The 16,127-nt window shown below is 70.7% G+C and carries 14 protein-coding genes; 8 read left to right on the forward strand and 6 right to left on the reverse strand.

Annotated elements, in window-relative coordinates:
• Positions 1 to 3: 3 nt before the first annotated feature.
• Positions 4 to 1,122, reverse strand: a complete 1,119-nt coding sequence (locus FBY35_RS07720; RefSeq protein WP_142213058.1) for a SchA/CurD-like domain-containing protein — start codon at positions 1,120 to 1,122, stop codon at positions 4 to 6.
• A gap of 216 nt (positions 1,123 to 1,338) precedes the next feature.
• On the opposite strand from FBY35_RS07720, the gene FBY35_RS07725 reads away from it, so the two are divergent.
• Positions 1,339 to 2,979, forward strand: coding sequence for an FAD-dependent monooxygenase (locus FBY35_RS07725; protein ID WP_142213059.1), 1,641 nt, complete (start codon positions 1,339 to 1,341; stop codon positions 2,977 to 2,979).
• Positions 2,980 to 3,151: 172 nt separating this feature from the next.
• Complete coding sequence (locus tag FBY35_RS07730; RefSeq protein ID WP_142213060.1) at positions 3,152 to 5,872, forward strand: SpoIIE family protein phosphatase/ATP-binding protein; 2,721 nt, start codon at positions 3,152 to 3,154, stop codon at positions 5,870 to 5,872.
• Positions 5,873 to 5,963: 91 nt separating this feature from the next.
• On the opposite strand, the gene FBY35_RS07735 is transcribed toward FBY35_RS07730, so the two are convergent.
• Together FBY35_RS07735 and FBY35_RS07740 are read right to left on the reverse strand one after the other, a co-directional pair.
• Positions 5,964 to 6,428: a DUF1775 domain-containing protein gene (locus FBY35_RS07735; RefSeq protein ID WP_186356877.1), complete on the reverse strand. Its 465-nt coding sequence runs from the start codon at positions 6,426 to 6,428 to the stop codon at positions 5,964 to 5,966.
• A gap of 263 nt (positions 6,429 to 6,691) precedes the next feature.
• Positions 6,692 to 7,279 (reverse strand): histidine phosphatase family protein, encoded by a 588-nt coding sequence (locus FBY35_RS07740; RefSeq protein ID WP_142213061.1) that lies wholly within the window; start codon positions 7,277 to 7,279, stop codon positions 6,692 to 6,694.
• Positions 7,280 to 7,547: 268 nt separating this feature from the next.
• On the opposite strand from FBY35_RS07740, the gene FBY35_RS07745 reads away from it, so the two are divergent.
• Together FBY35_RS07745 and FBY35_RS07750 are read left to right on the forward strand one after the other, a co-directional pair.
• On the forward strand, positions 7,548 to 7,763 hold the full coding sequence (locus FBY35_RS07745; protein ID WP_142213062.1) for a CbtB-domain containing protein: 216 nt from the start codon (positions 7,548 to 7,550) through the stop codon (positions 7,761 to 7,763).
• 18 nt (positions 7,764 to 7,781) lie between these two features.
• Positions 7,782 to 8,549, forward strand: coding sequence for a CbtA family protein (locus tag FBY35_RS07750; RefSeq protein ID WP_142213063.1), 768 nt, complete (start codon positions 7,782 to 7,784; stop codon positions 8,547 to 8,549).
• A 77-nt stretch (positions 8,550 to 8,626) separates the two neighbouring features.
• Here the strand turns inward: FBY35_RS07750 and FBY35_RS07755 are convergent, their stop codons facing one another.
• The 3 genes from FBY35_RS07755 to FBY35_RS07770 all read right to left on the reverse strand — a co-directional run bounded on the left by FBY35_RS07755 (position 8,627) and on the right by FBY35_RS07770 (position 12,080).
• A complete protein-coding gene (locus FBY35_RS07755) occupies positions 8,627 to 9,745 on the reverse strand; it encodes a sensor histidine kinase KdpD (RefSeq protein WP_142213064.1) in 1,119 nt (372 codons plus the stop codon).
• Between the two features lie 5 nt (positions 9,746 to 9,750).
• Entirely contained in the window at positions 9,751 to 10,452 is a 702-nt protein-coding gene (locus tag FBY35_RS07760; protein ID WP_142213065.1) for a response regulator transcription factor, read from the reverse strand.
• A 437-nt stretch (positions 10,453 to 10,889) separates the two neighbouring features.
• Positions 10,890 to 12,080 carry a YihY/virulence factor BrkB family protein gene (locus FBY35_RS07770; protein WP_142213066.1) on the reverse strand — a complete coding sequence of 397 codons (1,191 nt, stop codon included), beginning with the start codon at positions 12,078 to 12,080 and terminating at the stop codon, positions 10,890 to 10,892.
• Between the two features lie 17 nt (positions 12,081 to 12,097).
• Here FBY35_RS07770 and FBY35_RS07775 point away from each other — a divergent pair, with 17 nt between their 5' ends.
• From FBY35_RS07775 to FBY35_RS37705, 4 genes are all read left to right on the forward strand, one after another.
• A complete protein-coding gene (locus FBY35_RS07775; RefSeq protein ID WP_142213067.1) occupies positions 12,098 to 13,732 on the forward strand; it encodes an acyl-CoA dehydrogenase family protein in 1,635 nt (544 codons plus the stop codon).
• 301 nt (positions 13,733 to 14,033) lie between these two features.
• Positions 14,034 to 15,311 (forward strand): GAF domain-containing protein, encoded by a 1,278-nt coding sequence (locus FBY35_RS07780; protein WP_142213068.1) that lies wholly within the window; start codon positions 14,034 to 14,036, stop codon positions 15,309 to 15,311.
• A 62-nt stretch (positions 15,312 to 15,373) separates the two neighbouring features.
• Entirely contained in the window at positions 15,374 to 15,940 is a 567-nt protein-coding gene (locus FBY35_RS07785; RefSeq protein ID WP_142213069.1) for a GNAT family N-acetyltransferase, read from the forward strand.
• Between the two features lie 96 nt (positions 15,941 to 16,036).
• Entirely contained in the window at positions 16,037 to 16,120 is an 84-nt protein-coding gene (locus FBY35_RS37705; protein ID WP_313904670.1) for a putative leader peptide, read from the forward strand.
• Positions 16,121 to 16,127 lie beyond the last annotated feature (7 nt).

The raw sequence follows: 16,127 nt of genomic DNA on the forward strand, positions 1-16,127 counted from the left end.
GGGTCAGGACTCCGTCGGCGCGTTGCGGTCGGTGATCAGCTCCATGGCGGAGTGCTTGAGGAAGAGCACCATCTCCTTGTCGGACTCCGGCACGCCCTCCTCGCCGACGGCGAGCAGCCGGGCGAGCGTGGCGGCCTTGCGCGGACCGCTCATGCCGAGCGCGAGCGCGGGCTGCGCCTCGAGCTTTCCGGTCAGATCGACGAGCCGGACCACGATGTCGTCGCGCTGGAAGATCGTGCTGCTCGCGATGGGGCTGTCCGGGCTCTCGGCCGCCGCCTCGTCCTGCTTGGCGAGCAGCCGGGCCAGCGCCATGCCGCAGCCCTCCTTGGCCGGGTAGTACAGCGCGTGCCGCGTGAGCTCGCCCGACTGCCCGTCCGCCGCCACATGGTGTACGGCGGGCAACGCGGCCCGGGTGAAGAACACCCGTGCGGAGTTGGGGTCGTTGAGGTCCCGGTCCTGCTCCAGGTACGGGTTGATGGCCTCCTCCACCTCACGGACCTCGGGCTGCTTGGCCACGTGCCGCAGTGCGGCGAGTAGGTCGCCCTGCACCTCGATGGCCCGTACGACCCGGTTGCCGTGCATGAAGAGGGAGGTGCGGCGCAGCCGGGTGTGTTCGTCGACGCGGGCCGACGGCGAGGTGTAGCCGGAAAGGATCTTCGCGACCTTCTTCTCGGTGCCCGGCTTCACCGTGAAGGTGAGGGCGTGCCGGACGATTCCGTCGCCGAGCCTGGGCGATGCCTGCAGGCGGCCCTTGAGCTCCTCGGGCGCGGAGGTGACGGTCTTTCCGGTCTCGCGCAGAACGCTGAAGCGCAGCGAGCGGGTGTCGCGCACGCAGCCGTGCAGCGGCTGGACCGTCTCGACGTGCTCCTCGCTGTTCACCCAGGCCAGGAAGGGCGGCGCGCTCTCCCATTCGCTGGTGATGAGCCACTGCGACGGGTTCTCGATCGACTGGCACAGCTGGTCGCTGATGTGGCCGGGGACCGACGCGACCTGGTTGCGCAGGTGCTCGTACGCCTCCAGGAACTCGTTCTGTGCGCCGTCGTGGAGGTCGAGCAGCAGTACGACTCGAAGCCTTGAGCCGTCGAAGGCGGACTGAGATATCCGTTCCGACAGGGTTGTCATCTCTCACACTCCTTTGCGTCACCGCGCGGGTCAACAGCCCTGCGGATACGGACGGTCCGCCTCCCGTGAGTCGGGGGCGCTCCCGAAAACGATCGTGGTCCGGTACTTCGAGTGGCGCGAGAGCTGAGAACCAAGCGGGTGAATGGGCGAGGCAACCTCCGTCGCACAGGGCATGGAAAGTGCATCCCCCAAGGGCGGCAGGAGCTGGAGTAACTGATGGATGAAAACGTCGGCAAAAGCGCTGAGCGCGTTCAGGTCCTCATCGTGGGCGGGTCCCTGGTGGGCCTGTCCACCTCGGTGTTTCTGGGCCGTCACGGCATCAGACCTCTGCTGGTCGAGAAGCACTCGGGTACCTCGACGCATCCGCGCGGACGCGGCATGAACGTGCGCACGATGGAGCTTTTCCGGGTCGCCGGAGTGGAGTCGCAGATCCGGCAGGCAGCCGCGGTCCTCGCGGACAATCACGGGATCATGCAGGCCGGATCGCTGACCGGCGACGACCAGGAGTGGCTGTTCAAGGAGATCGACCCGGGTGGCACGCTCGCCCGTATCAGCCCGTCCGCCTGGTGTCTGTGCAGCCAGAACGACATCGAGCCGCAGCTCATGGCGCGCTCGCGCGAGCAAGGTGCCGATCTGCGGTTCTCCACCGAGCTGCTCTCCTTCGAGCAGGACGATTCGGGTGTCACGGCGATCGTGAAGAACCGGGAGACCGGTGAGCACTCCACCATTCGGGCGGACTATCTGGTGGCGGCGGACGGGCCGCGCAGCCCGGTCAGGGAGGCGCTGCGGATCGGGCACAGCGGCAACGGCGATCTGTTCCACAACGTGAGCATCACCTTCCGCTCCCGGGACCTCATCGACGTCCTGGGCGACAAGCGCTTCATCGTCTGCTACCTGACCAAGCCGGGAGCGGACGGCGCCCTGCTTCCGGTGGACAACGCGGAGCAGTGGGTCTTCCACGCGCCCTGGCACCCCGAGCAGGGCGAGACGCTCGATGACTTCACCGACGAACGCTGCGTCGAGCACATCCGGCGGGCCGTCGGCGCGCCCGGCCTGCATGTCGAGATCACGGGCAAGGCGCCGTGGCACGCGGCGGAACGCGTGGCCGAGCGGTACAGCTGCGGGCGGGTCCTCCTCGCCGGGGACTCGGCGCACGAGATGTCCCCGACCGGGGCGTTCGGCTCCAACACCGGTATCCAGGACGCCCACAACCTGGCGTGGAAGCTGGCGATGGTGCTGGACGGCTCGGCGGGACCCGGCCTGCTCGACACCTACGGCGCGGAGCGGCAGCCGGTGGCCCGGGCGACGAGCGAGCGTGCCTCGGTCCGCTCGGCGGAACACAGTCACCCCGGCTATGCCCCGCCGCCCATGCCGGGCGGGGGCCCCAAGGGCGGGATCCTGTCGGTGGCCATGGGGTACGGCTATCCGCGCGGCGCGGTCGTGGGCGCCGATCCCGAGCGTCCCGTCGTACCGGACCGGATGCGGCTGGCGGGCGACCCGGGCACCCGGGCTCCGCACATGTGGGTGAGCGGTCCCGGTGGCCGGCAGTCCACGCTGGACCTCTACGAGCAGTCGTTCGTGCTGCTGAGCGCCGAGGGCACCGAGTGGCGCGCCGCGGCGCGGAAGGTCGCCGAGCGGCTGTCCGTGCGGCTGGACGCGTACGCGATCGGCGAGGGTCCGGACGCCGATCTGGTGCCGGAGGGTGACACCGACTGGGCGGCGCTGCACAGCGCGACGGGGCAGGGTGCGGTACTGGTGCGCCCTGACGGCTTCGTGGCATGGCGCTCGCCGGGAGCGGTGCCCGATCCGGAAGGCGTGCTGTACGAGGTCATGGCGACGGTGCTGAGCCGGTCCTGAGGCCGCCGCGATTGTTCCGTGATCATCCTCCGAGTCCCCTTCGTCGTCCGCACAACGAAGGGGACTCGGTCATTCCGGTAACAGAAACTGTCGCGAACACGTCGCGCGGGCGGCCTCCGAGTTCTACGGTGCGCAGATAGCTCACCGTAGGCGGGAGGTGTAGAAATAGGACATGGCCGGACGCTACGGCCGCCCGCGCTCGGTTCTGAGAATGCGAACTGTCGCAGGTCAGGTCTTTCTCCTGCAGCTGGCGATCGTGGTGTTGCTGGTCGCTGCCGCCATGGTGGCGCTTGTGCTGCAGTCCAGGTCCGACACCGAGCGCGAGGCGAAGAACCGATCCGTCGCCGTGGCCCAGGCCTTCGCCAATTCGCCGGGAATCGACGAAGCACTCAAGGCTGCCAATCCAACTCTCGTGCTCCAGCCACGCGCCGAAGCGGCCCGTAAGAGCTCCGGGGTCGACTTCATCGTCGTACTGAACACCGAGGGGATCCGCTACACGCATCCGCTGCCCGACCGGATCGGCAAGAAATTCGTCGGCAATCTGCAGCCCGCGCTCGCCGGCGAGGTCAGCACCGAAAAGATCATCGGGACCATCGGGCCGCTCGTCCAGGCCGTCGTCCCGGTCACTGACAGCAGTGGCAAGGTCATCGGGATGGTCTCCGCCGGGATCACCATCGAGCATGTCAGCGGTGTTGTCGAGGACCAGTTCCCGCTGCTGTTCGGCGCCACCGGGGCGGTGCTGCTCGTCACCACCGGCGGGACCGCGCTGGTGAGCAGGCGGCTGCGGCGCCAGACGCACGGTCTCGGGCCGCTGGAGATGACCCGGATGTACGAGCACCACGACGCGGTGCTGCATGCCGTGCGGGAGGGTGTGCTCATCGTCGGCGGCGACGGCCGGCTGCTGCTCGCCAACGACGAGGCACGCCGGCTGCTCGCTCTTCCCGACCATGTCGAAGGAGCCCCCGTCACCGAGCTCGGGCTCGATCCGCTCACCGCCAGGCTGCTGGCATCGGGGCGGACGGCCACCGACGAACTGCATCTGGTCGGCGACCGGCTGCTCGCGGTGAACCAGCGCTCGACCGACCAGGCCGGCGGGCCGCCCGGCAGCGTCGCGACCCTGCGGGACACCACCGAGCTGCAGGCCCTGACCGGAAAGGCCGATGTGGCGCGGGGGCGGCTCAAGCTGCTCTACGACGCGGGCACGGAGATCGGCACCACACTGGATGTGGTGCGCACCTGCGAGGAGCTGGCGGAGTTCGCGGCGGCCCGGTTCGCGGACTACGCCACCGTCGACCTGGTGGAGTCCGTCTTGCGCGGCGAGGAGCCGCCGGTCACCGGCGTCGGCACGGACATGCGCCGCACCGCCTTCAGCGGTCTGCGCGAGGACACCGCGCTCTACCCCCTGGGCAAGCTGATCCGCTTCGTGCCCTCGACCCCGCTCGGCCTCGGCATCCGCATGGGCGAGGCGGTCCTGGAAGCGGATCTGTCCGCGTACACGGGATGGCAGAACCAGGACCCGGACCGGGCGCGCAAGCTCGTCGAACACGGCATCCACTCGATGATCGCGGTACCGCTGCGGGCCCGCGGGGTGATCCTCGGCGTGGCGATGTTCTGGCGCTCCGAGAAGCCCGAGCCGTTCGAGGAGGAGGACCTCTCCGTCGCCGAGGAGCTGGTCGCACGGGCCGCGGTGAGCATCGACAACGCCCGCCGCTACACCCGCGAGCACACCATGGCGATCACCCTCCAGCGCAGCCTGCTGCCGCGCGTGCTGCCCGAGCAGAACGCCGTGGACGCCGCCTACCGCTACCGGCCGGCACAGGCCGGACTCGGGGGGCTCGGCGGAGTCGGCGGCGACTGGTTCGACATCATCCCGCTGCCCGGCGCGCGGGTCGCGCTCGTGGTGGGCGACGTCGTCGGGCACGGCCTGCACGCCGCGGCCACCATGGGCCGGCTGCGCACCGCGGTCCACAACTTCTCGACGCTGGACCTGCCGCCCGACGAGCTGCTGTGGCATCTGGACGAGCTGGTCGCCCGCATCGACCAGGACGAGGCGGGCGACGGCTCGGCGGGCTCCAACGGCTCGGACGCCTCAGTCACCGGAGCCACCTGCGTCTACGCCATCTACGACCCCGTTACCGGACGCTGCGCGATGGCACGTGCGGGCCATCTCCAACCGGTGATCGTCCACTCCGACGGCACCGCGGTCTTCGCCGATGTACCCGGCGGCCCGCCGCTCGGGCTCGGCGGTCTTCCCTTCGAGACGCTGGAGCTTCAGCTTCCCGAGGACAGCAGGCTGGTGCTGTACACGGACGGCCTGGTCGAGGACCGGGACAGGGACATCGACGAGGGCCTGACCCTGCTGCGCCACACACTGGCGGACAACGCGGACCGCACCCCGGAGGAGACCTGCGAGGCGGTGCTCAAGGCGCTGCTTCCGGAACGCCCGCGTGACGACATCGCGCTGCTGGTCGGCCGTACGCGGGTACTGGGTTCAGGCCGGGTGGCCGACTGGGACGTGCCGCCCGATCCGGCGGCCGTGCGGCGGGTGAGGGCCGCGGTGACGAGCAAGCTGGCCGAGTGGGAGCTGGAGGAGGAGGCGTTCACGACGGAGCTGATTCTCAGCGAGCTGGTCACCAACGCGATCCGGTACGCCACCGGCCCGATCCGGGTACGGCTGATCCGTGACCGCACCCTGATCTGCGAGGTCTCCGACCACAGCAGTACGTCCCCGCATCTGCGGCAGGCGGCGATCACGGACGAGGGGGGCCGGGGCCTGTTCCTGGTGGCGCAGTTCGCGGACCGCTGGGGTACGCGGTACACGCCCGACGGCAAGGTCATCTGGACGGAACAGCCGCTGAACTCGGGCGGGGGTGACGCCGGGCGGGCCGGGTGAGCCCTGAAGCGCGCCCGGCCGCCCGGCCCCGCCGTCAGGCGGAGCCGGTTCCCCGGTTGCGCCTGAACGACCATACGGATGCCCCCGGCGATCACCACGGCGGCGACGATGACCGCGATGGTGGCGCCGTCGCCGTCGTCGTCCTTCTCGGCCGCCTCCTCGGTCGCCCCGGTCGTGGGCGTGCTCGGCTCCGTCGTTGGCGCGGAGGCGGACGGGGTCGGGGTCGGTGCGGCCCTACTCGCCGCGGCCCCGGTGCTGCCGGCTTCAGGGCGAGCACCGGCGCCGGGTTCTCCGGCTCCGCGCCGCCGCCCGGGAGCTCGATCCAGCGGTCCACCGTGCCGTCGCCATACGTCTCGATGGTCTTGAAAGCGAGGGACTTGGCGTCCGGCAGCTGCGTGACGGTGATGCTGTGCACCGCGTCCGTGCGGGTGGCCAGCGCCTTTCCGCCGACGGTGGAGCCGTCTTCGGACGGCGTCCAGGGTCCGTGGTGAACCTGGGCCACGGGGCGTTGGTGATTGCTGCCCGGTGGATGGTTTCGCGGGCGAACCCTGACCACCCGCGCCCCTTCCGACGCCGGAGGGCAAGTTCAGCCCTACGGCGATTGAGCACAAGCGCGAAGCGCGTATGGGGTGGATGGAGCCCCGGTTCGCGCCGCGAAGCGGGCGCAGGGGTCTGGGGCGAAGCCCCCCACGCGGCGAAGCCGCAAGTTGTCACAGCGGGATGGGGGTACCTCCCTCGGCCCCCAAGCCGTAGGAGAGGACGGGGTGTGGCTGTATCGACGTGCGGCTCCGCCGCGTGGGGCCCGCCGCAGGCGTCCGCTCATCCCGACTCCCCGCCCAGCGGCCTCCCGCACCGCAGGTTCCACCGCCCCGCCCGCCCGCTCAGCTCCGTCAGCGTCAGCGGCTCGACGTCCAGCCGCCAGAACGCCTCCGCGGGCAGAGCCAGCGCGTGGACGACCGCCGCCCGTGCCACGGCAGGTTCGGTGACCGCCAGCACCCTCCCGGCGTCGTCCGGCAGCGACTGCAGCCAGCCGCCCACCCGTTCGCACAGCGCCAGCAGCGACTCGCCGCCGTGCGGTGCGGCCGCCGGGTCGGTCAGCCAGGCCGACACCGCCTCCGGTTCGCTCACACCGACCTCGTCCAGCCGCCGCCCCCGCCAGCTCCCCATGTCCCAGTCGCCGAGTTCCTCCAAGACCTCGGCTACGGCTGCCCCGGCCCCCAACTCCGCGGCAGTCTCCCGGCAGCGCCGGGAGGGCCCGCTCAGGAACCGGTCCGCCCTCGCCGGCGCACCCGCCGCGGCCCGCGCGTGCCGTGCTCCCGCCTCGTCCAGCGGACCGTCCCCGCCGAAGCGGGCCTCCCGCAGCGCCGCGCTCGTCGCAGGTGAGACCAACATCACCCGTACCGTCATCCCGTACGCCCTTCTCCCGCCGCGGCCCATGGCCCAAGCACATCACGGGTGTTGGAGGCCCCTGTACGCCCCCGTGCGCCGTAGCGTCGCAGGCCAACACGCGGTACGGTCTCGTGTACATGACGAGGGTGTGACGGAAGTCCGGTGAGAATCCGGCACGGTCGCGCCACTGTGAACCCGTTCCCCTGGGGGAGCGTGGGAAGTCAGACCCGGCACCTTCGTCTCAGGCACCACGATCGGGACGCGTGTTCCCCCAGGAGGTTCTGCCATGGCACAGTCTGCCGCGCCCGCCACCGCCGCACCGGCCATCACCCCCATCTCGCTGAAGGCGATCGCTCCCTGGGCGCTGTTCTTCGGCGTTCTGATGCTCGTCCTGCTCTACTTCATCGGCGCCGAGCAGGGCGCCACCTCGCTCATCTCCGGTGAGAACGTGCACGAGTGGGTCCACGACGGACGCCATCTGCTCGGCTTCCCCTGCCACTGAGAATCCAGGGGAAAGCGCATGAACTCCATTTCTGTCAGAGCCCTGCTGGTCCGCGGCATGCTCGCGGGCCTGATCGCGGGCGCCTTCGCGCTGGTCGTCGCCTATCTGCTCGGCGAGGGTCCGGTAGATGCCGCCATCGCGTTCGAGGAGAGCCACGCCCATGAGCACGGCGGCGAGGAACTCGTCAGCCGCACCATGCAGTCCACGGCCGGTCTCGCCACCGGAGTGCTGCTCTTCGGCGTCGCGATCGGCGGTATCGCCGCCCTCGCGTTCTGTTTCGCGCTCGGCCGCATCGGCCGGTTCGGCCCGCGCGCCACGGCCGCGCTGGTCGCGTTCGGCGCCCTGCTGAGCGTGTACGTCGTGCCGTATCTGAAGTACCCGCCGAATCCCCCTGCCGTCGGCGACCCCGAAACCATCGGCAAGCGGACGACGCTGTACTTCCTGATGATCCTGCTCAGTGTCCTGCTCTCGATCGCCGCGGTGATCCTCGGCAAGCGCCTGGCGCCCAGGCTGGGCAACTGGAACGCGACCGTCGCCGCCACGGCCGCGTTCGTCGTTGCGGCCGGGCTCGCGTTCGCCTTCCTGCCCTCGTTCAACGAGGTGCCGAAGGGCTTCCCCGCCACGGTGGTCTGGGAGTTCCGACTGGCGACGCTCGCGATCCAGGTCACGGTCTGGACCGTCTTCGGGTTGGTCTTCGGCCACCTCGCCGAGCGGCTTCTTGCTCCCGCGCCGGCAGCGGCGGAGGGAACGAGCACCGCGTCGCGGGCCGCAGCGGCAGCGAACTGACCGGCAGGGGCCCCGCCCCAGACCTCGCACACGGGGCCTGGGGCGGGGCCCTCAGTCATGCCCGGCGGACTGTGCGGTCAACCGCTGTGCGCGGCCGCGGGCAGCGACACCTCGAAGCGGCAGCCGCCCGTCACATTGCGTACGTCGGCGTGGCCCGCGTGCGCCTCGACGATGCCGCGGACAATGGCGAGGCCGAGTCCCGCGCCCGCCGGGGGCGTACGGGCCTGGGTGCCGCGCCAGCCGGTGTCGAAGACCCGCGGCAGGTCTTCGTCCGGGATACCGCCGCAGCCGTCGGTGACGGAGAGGACCACCCAGTCGTCGCGGCGTTCGGCGGCGACGGCGACCGTGCCGTCGGCGGGTGTCCGGCGGATGGCGTTGACCAGGAGGTTGGCCAGGACGCGGGTCATCTCCTTGCCGTCCACCTCGACCGGGACCTGCTCGACCATGTCCCCGACGAGGCGTACGCCGTGCTCGCGGGCCAGCGGGTCGGCGCCGGCGAGCGCCTCCCCCACCAGGTCGTACACCGACATCCGGGTGGGTGTCAGGGCCAGCGCGCCCGCGTGGATGCGCGAAAGCTCGAAAAGGTCGCCGACCATGGAGTTGAGGCGGTCGACCTCGGTGCGCATCTGGCGGTGGTAGCGGGCCGGGTCGGCGACCATCCCGTCCTCCAGAGCCTCGGACATGGCGCGCAGTCCGGCGAGCGGGGTGCGCAGATCGTGCGAGATCCAGGCGACGAGCTCACGGCGGGAGGTCTCCAGGGCGCGTTCGCGATCACGGGAGGCCGCGAGCCGTTCGCTGGTGGCGGCAAGTTCGCGGCTGAGCGCGGCCAGTTCGGCGGTGGAGGCGCCGTCGGGGGCGGCGAACGAGCCGCCGTCGCCGAACGAGCGTGCCGCCAGGGCGAGTTCGCGGCTGCGCGCGACGACCCAGCGGCCGAGCAGCAGAGCGGTGACGAGCGAGACGACCGCGGCCATCGCGACGACCGTGGTCACGACGCTGAGATCGTGCGCGGACAGGAACATCGCCTGGGCGACGGCGAGCGTCCCGGCGAGCATGGCGGTGACCGCGACTGCGGCGACGACGGTGAGCGAGACGACCACGGACCGGTGGCGCAGCAGACGTAGAACCAGCGCCCCGAGCAGACCGACGGCGGCGGCCCCGAGGAAGGCGAAGAGCGCGATGAGGAGCATGTCGCTCATGGTGGTCAGGCCTCTTCCCGTGGCACGTCGAAGCGGTAGCCCACTCCCCACACCGTCTGAATCAGCCGGGGCCTGGCCGGATCGTCCTCGATCTTGCCGCGCAGCCGCCGTACATGGACCGTCACGGTGGACAGGTCGCCGAACTCCCAGCCCCACACATCCTGCATCAGGCGCTCCCGGCCGATCGCCTCGCCGGGGTGCCGCATCAGATGCGCGAGCAGGTCGAACTCCCTAAGGGTCAGGCCCAGTTCACGCCCGTCCTTGGTGGCGCGCCGGGCCGCCGGGTCCAGCACGATGCCCGCGGCGGCCAGCTCGGGCCCGCCGCGCCGTTGCTCCGCGGAGCCCCTGCGCCGCAGTACGGACTCGACCCTCAGCACCAGCTCGCGCGGGCTGAACGGCTTGGTCACATAGTCGTCAGCCCCTATTTCGAGCCCGAGGATCCGGTCGTCCTCGTCGCCGCGGGCGGTCAGCATGATCACCGGTACGGTGGCGGAGGCTCCGGCCCTGAGCCTGCGGCACACCTCCAGGCCGTCCATCCCCGGCAGCATGAGATCCAGGACGACCAGATCGGGCAGCCGGTCGGCGGCGATCCGCAGCGCCTGCCGCCCGTCGGCGGCCCGGTCCACGGTGAAGCCCGCGCGTTCCAGATAGCCGGTGACGACTTCGGCGACGGTCGGATCGTCGTCGACGACCAGAATGTTGTGCATAGGGCCAGTGTGCTCTGCACGCAGGGCCCTCCAGACACCGGTCCGCCTTACGAATCTGTGACGCCCCAAGCGGCCCCGCCGCGCGCCCAACGACGTCCGATTCGTTCAAGACCTCAAGATGGGCCCTGCCTACGGTGGCGTCATGACTCCACGACTCGATGCGATCGGCCTCGTCGTCTCCGACATGGCCGTCTCTCTCGCATCGACCGGGCCCGCGAGCAGGGCGAGGACGGGCGTCTGGTCGAGGCCACGTTCCCGGCCGAGCCACAGGTGCACACCTCACTGGAGCCGCACGCGTGCCTGGCGTCGTGGGACAGGCGCGGCGAGCTTCATATGATCCGGCCGCAGGCTCAGGGAGCGTCCAGACGACGGCGCCGGCGAGCTTCGACGGCCATTCCTCGTACACACCGTCGAGGCTGGCCCCGTCCGCCGGTCCTTCAGTCCTTGTTCTCCTTGTCGCTGCCCCGCCCGTTGTCCCGTCCCGTGTGCAGCCGGGACCTCACGTCGTCGGGCGGCAGGAAACGCGACCACCGTTCGGGGAACTCCGAGGGCATGTCCCCGCCGCCCTGGTCCCCGTCCTCGTCCTCGTCGTCGTGGTCGTCCTCGTTGGTCTCGCCGTTGTCGTCGAGGACATGCGCCGCCTTCGCCCGTGCCACGAGCTCCACCGCGTTGGCCGCGCGCAGGCGCTCATTGGCCGCGCGGGCCGCCGCGGTGGCCACCGACGGCCAGACGCGGTCGATCGCGGCATTGACCGCGGCGCCCACCAGGACCGCGAAGGCGGTGAGGCCGATCCAGAGCAGTACGGCGATGGGGGCGGCGAGCGAGCCGTAGATCGTGGGGCCCTCGACCGTGCTGGTGAGGTAGATGCGGAGCAGGAAGCTGCCGAGCACCCACATGCCGAGCGCCACCAGCGCGCCGGGGACGTCCTCGATCCAGGGGGAACGGACGGGGACGGACACGTGGTAGAGCGTTGTCAGGAAGGCGACCGAGAGCAGGGTGACCACCGGCCAGTACAGGATGCTGACCACTTCCGTGCCCCACGGGACGAGCTCGACCACCCTGTCGGGGCCGACGACCGCCAGCGGCAGGACCACCGCGCCGATCAGCAGCGCCACGATGTAGAGCAGGAACGCGAGCAGCCGGGTGGCGACGATGCCGCGCTGGCCGTCGAGGCCGTACATCACTGTGATCGTGTCGATGAAGACGTTCACCGCCCGCGATCCCGACCACAGGGCGATCGCGAAGCCGATGGAGATGATGTCCGGCCGGCCGCCGTGGGTGACGTCGTCCAGCAGGGGCTTGGCGATCTCGTTGACGCCACGGTCGGAGAGGACCGTGCCTACCGCGTCAAGGATGTTCGCCTCGATCGAGGCGACCGTGGTGGTGTTGGTCCATTCGTCGATATAGCCGAGGAGACCGATGATGCTGAGCATCAGGGGCGGCAGCGACAGCAGTGTGAAGAAGGCCGCCTCGGCGGCGAGACCGAGGATGCGGTACTCGATGCACGAATTGACCGTGTCTTTCAGCAGCAGCCATGCCATCTTCCGCTTCGAGACATTGCGGTAGAGGACTCGGGCCCGGTGGAGTCGGCCCCTTGGCCGCTCGGGTGTTTCGTTTGCTGCCTGCACCTCCTTACCGTAGCGGCATGGCACCCAGCACCCACACAGTGACCAACCAGGCTCCGCCCCTGGTGGGGTACGACGTCTACGCGTCCGACCGGGCCCTCACGGAGGCCGTGGAGCGGCATGTCGCTCCCGAGTTCCTCGACGGTGTGCGGGAGGACCTTTCGCTCCTCGGCAGCACCGCGGGCTCCGCCCAGGCCCAGGGATGGGGGGTGCAGGCCAATGAGAATCCGCCAAAACTGCGGACGCACGACCGGTACGGGAACCGGACCGACGAGGTCGAGTTCCATCCGGCCTGGCACCGGCTGCTCGGCAAGGCCGTCTCGTCCGGGCTGACCAACGCCTGGGGCCGGCCGGCCGGGCATGTGCGCCGGGCGGCCGGGTTCCTGGTGTGGTCGCAGGCCGAGGCCGGGCACGGCTGTCCGGTGTCGATGACCCACGCCTCCGTGCCCGCGCTGCGCACGGACCCGGTGCTGGCGGCCGAGTGGGAGCCGCGGCTGACCTCCGAGGTGTACGAGGAGGGGCTGCGGCCCGCCTCGGAGAAAGCGGGGTCCCTCTTCGGAATGGGGATGACCGAGAAGCAGGGCGGCAGCGACGTCAGGGCCAATACGACCCGGGCCGAGCCGATCGCCGGCGACGGGGAGTACCTGCTCACCGGTCACAAGTGGTTCTGCTCCGCTCCGATGTGTGACGGCTTCCTGGTACTCGCCCAGGCGGCCGGTGGTTTGACCTGCTTCCTGGTGCCGCGGGTGCTTCCGGACGGGACCCGGAACGTGTTCCGGATCCAGCGGCTCAAGGAGAAACTGGGCAACAGGTCCAATGCATCGAGCGAGGTCGAGTTCGAGGGGACCTGGGCGCGCCGGGTCGGCGAGGAGGGCCGCGGGGTGCGCACCATCATCGAGATGGTGGCGGCGACGCGCCTGGACTGTGTCGTCGGATCGGCCGCGCTGATGCGGCAGTCGGTGGCGCAGGCGATCCACCACAGCGCCCATCGCAGCGCGTTCGGGGGGCTGTTGATCGACAAGCCGCTGATGCGCAACGTACTGGCCGATCTGGCGCTGGAGTCGGAGGCGGCCACGACGCTGGCGCTGCGGCTCGCCGCCGCGTACGACGCCGACAGGGAGGAGGAGCGGGCCTTCCTGCGGCTCGCCGTACCCGCCGCCAAGTACTGGGTGACCAAACGCTGTACGCCGACCGTGGCCGAGGCCCTGGAGTGTCTGGGCGGCAACGGCTATGTGGAGGAGTCGGGGCTGCCGAGGCTGCTGCGCGAGTCGCCGCTCAACTCGATCTGGGAAGGCTCGGGCAACGTACAGGCGCTGGACGTGCTGCGCGCGATCCAGCGGGAACCGCAGGCGCTGAACGCCTTCCTTACGGAGGTCGGACAGGCGCGGGGCGCCGATCACCGGCTCGATGCGGCGATCAAGGCTCTGCTCAGTGAACTGGCCGATCTGGACGGCATCGAGGCACGGGCGCGCAGGCTGGTGGAGCGGATGGCGCTGGTGCTTCAGGGGTCGCTGCTGGTGCGCTGGGCGCCGCCGGAGGTGGCGGACTCGTTCTGCGCGTCACGCCTCGGCGGGGACTGGGGCGCTGCCTTCGGCACGCTGCCGCACACCCTCGGTCTGGCGTCGGTCGTGAAGCGGGCACGAGCCGTGGTGTGACACCCCGTCGGGGCGGCTGTCGGGGTGGTGCTGCGCCGACACGGCACCACCCCGCGCTGCGTCGTGCGCCCGCGGTGCGGCGCACGACCACCGGCGAACCGGTGCACCGTCACCTTCGTGCAAGGGCACGCCCGTTCGCGAGGGTTGCAAAGGGTTGCAGCCTTGTGCGCCGTATCGCCGCGGGGTGGTGCCCGTGAGGGGGAGGATTGAGCCGGCGGGTGTCTGCCGGATCAGGTCTGATCCGGCAGACACCCCCTGACCGCCCCCGCGCTCGGACGACGGCGTCGCCCGGGAGGACCCAGTGCAGAACACCACGCTCGACCTGGCCAGGCTCTCTGCCATGGACACCGCGCAAGCCACGCGGCTGCTGAAGGGGGTACGGGACGCCGCGCTCAGCGGGCGCCGTTCCCGCCTCGCCCCGCGGGCCGACATCGAGGAGTCGTGGCAGCGGATGCTGCGCCGCGGCGTGGATCCCGACCGGGACCGCAGAGCCGGGCTGCTGCCGCTGGAAGAGATCGAACGCCGCCGGCAGGAATCCCCGCTGCGGGAGGTGCTGCCCGTCCTGCGGGACGGTCTCGTCTCCATCGCGGAGGCGGCGCAGCACATCATGGTCGTCGCGGACCCCGAGGGGCGGGTGCTGTGGCGCGAGGGCAGGTCGTCGGTGCTGCGCAAGGGCGACGCGCACGGCTTCGTCGTCGGCGCCGACTGGAGCGAGAGCCTCGTGGGAACCAACGGTGTCGGCACCTCCCTGGTTTCCCGGCGGCCCGTCCAGGTGCACTCCGCCGAGCACTTCGTCTCGACGCACGACACCTGGACCTGTGCGGGCGCTCCGGTCACCGATCCGCGCGACGGCAGGCTCATCGGTGTGGTCGACGTCAGCGGACCGCTGTCCACGATGCACCCGGCGACCCTCAAACTGGTCACCATGGTGACCAGGCTCGCGGAGGCGGAGCTGCGCAACGCGCACTTCGCGACGCTGGACCGGCTGCGTACGGTGGCCTCGCCGCTGCTCGGACGGATGACGGGCCGTGCGCTGGCCGTGGATCTGAACGGCTGGCCCGCCGCGGTCACCGGGATGCAGGCGCCCGGCCGGCTCCCGCTGCCGAAATCGGTCGGCAGCCGCCTCTGGCTGCCCTCGCTTGGCATGTGCTCGGTCGAACCGTTGCCCGGCGGCTGGCTGGTGCGGGTGGAGGAGCGGTCCACGGCGGCGCCGACCCGGCTGGTCCTGGATCTCAGCCTGCCCCGGCGGCCTTTTGTGACCGTCTCGGGCGAGGCGGGCAGCTGGGCCAAGGAGCTCAGCCCGCGCCATGCCGAGCTGCTGTATGTCCTGGCGCTGTATCCCGACGGGCGCAGCGCGGCGCAGCTGGCACAGGACATCTTCGAGGACCCGACGCGAACGGTGACGATTCGGGCCGAGATGTCGCGACTGCGGCGGCATCTGGCGCAGGTGCTGGCGCACCGTCCCTACCGCTTCGCCGAGGACGTCGAGGTGGAACTGGTCGGGCCTGCCGAACCGGCCGAGTTGCTGCCGCACTCCACGGCCCCCGGGGTGCGCCGGGCGCGCCGCGGGGAGCGGTGACCGTCCCTGCACGCTCCGCAACGGCTTTGGCCTGGTCAGGGAGGCATGGTTCCCTGGCGCACATGAGCATCACCGTGACCACGTGGTCCCTGGAGCAGACATCCCCCGCGGATCTTCGCCCGTCCCCCGCGCCGGGAGAGGATCTGCGGATCGTCCGCGCCGAGGAGCCCTCGCCGGAGTTCAGCCGCTTCCTCTATTCGGCGGTCGGCGGTGACATCCACTGGAGCGACCGGCTCGCCCTGACGTACGCACAGTGGGAGGAACTGCTCGCGCGGCCGGGCACCGAGACCTGGGTGGCGTACGAGAAGGGCACCCCGGCCGGTTATGTGGAGCTGGAGGCGCAGGACGGGGGCTCCGTCGAGATCGTCTACTTCGGTCTGATCCCGGCCTTCCGCGGACGCCGGATCGGCGGCCATCTGCTGTCGTACGGGGTCGCGCGGGCCTGGGACCTGGCGGAGCGCTGGCCGGCTCTCGCGCCGACGAAGCGGGTCTGGCTGCACACCTGCTCCAAGGACGGCCCCCATGCGATGGACAACTATCTGCGGCGGGGCTTCACTCTGTTCGACACGAAGGTCGAGCAGGAGACCGAGGCGGCCACCCCCGGCCCCTGGCCCGGTGCGCACGGCTGAGTGACGAGGGCCACACTGTCTCGCGATGCGGGACGGACTTGTCCACATTCTGGATAATGGTGGACTGCCCTTGGACCGCCATGACACGCTTCCGTCATGTCTGGAACTGGAATTGCCTTGGTGAGTCGGCGGCACGTCGACCTCGGCCGCATGTCCAGCGCCATCTGTCCGGCCTGCTGACAGAACA

The sequence above is a fragment of the Streptomyces sp. SLBN-118 genome, assembly GCF_006715635.1.
GTDB lineage: Bacteria > Actinomycetota > Actinomycetes > Streptomycetales > Streptomycetaceae > Streptomyces.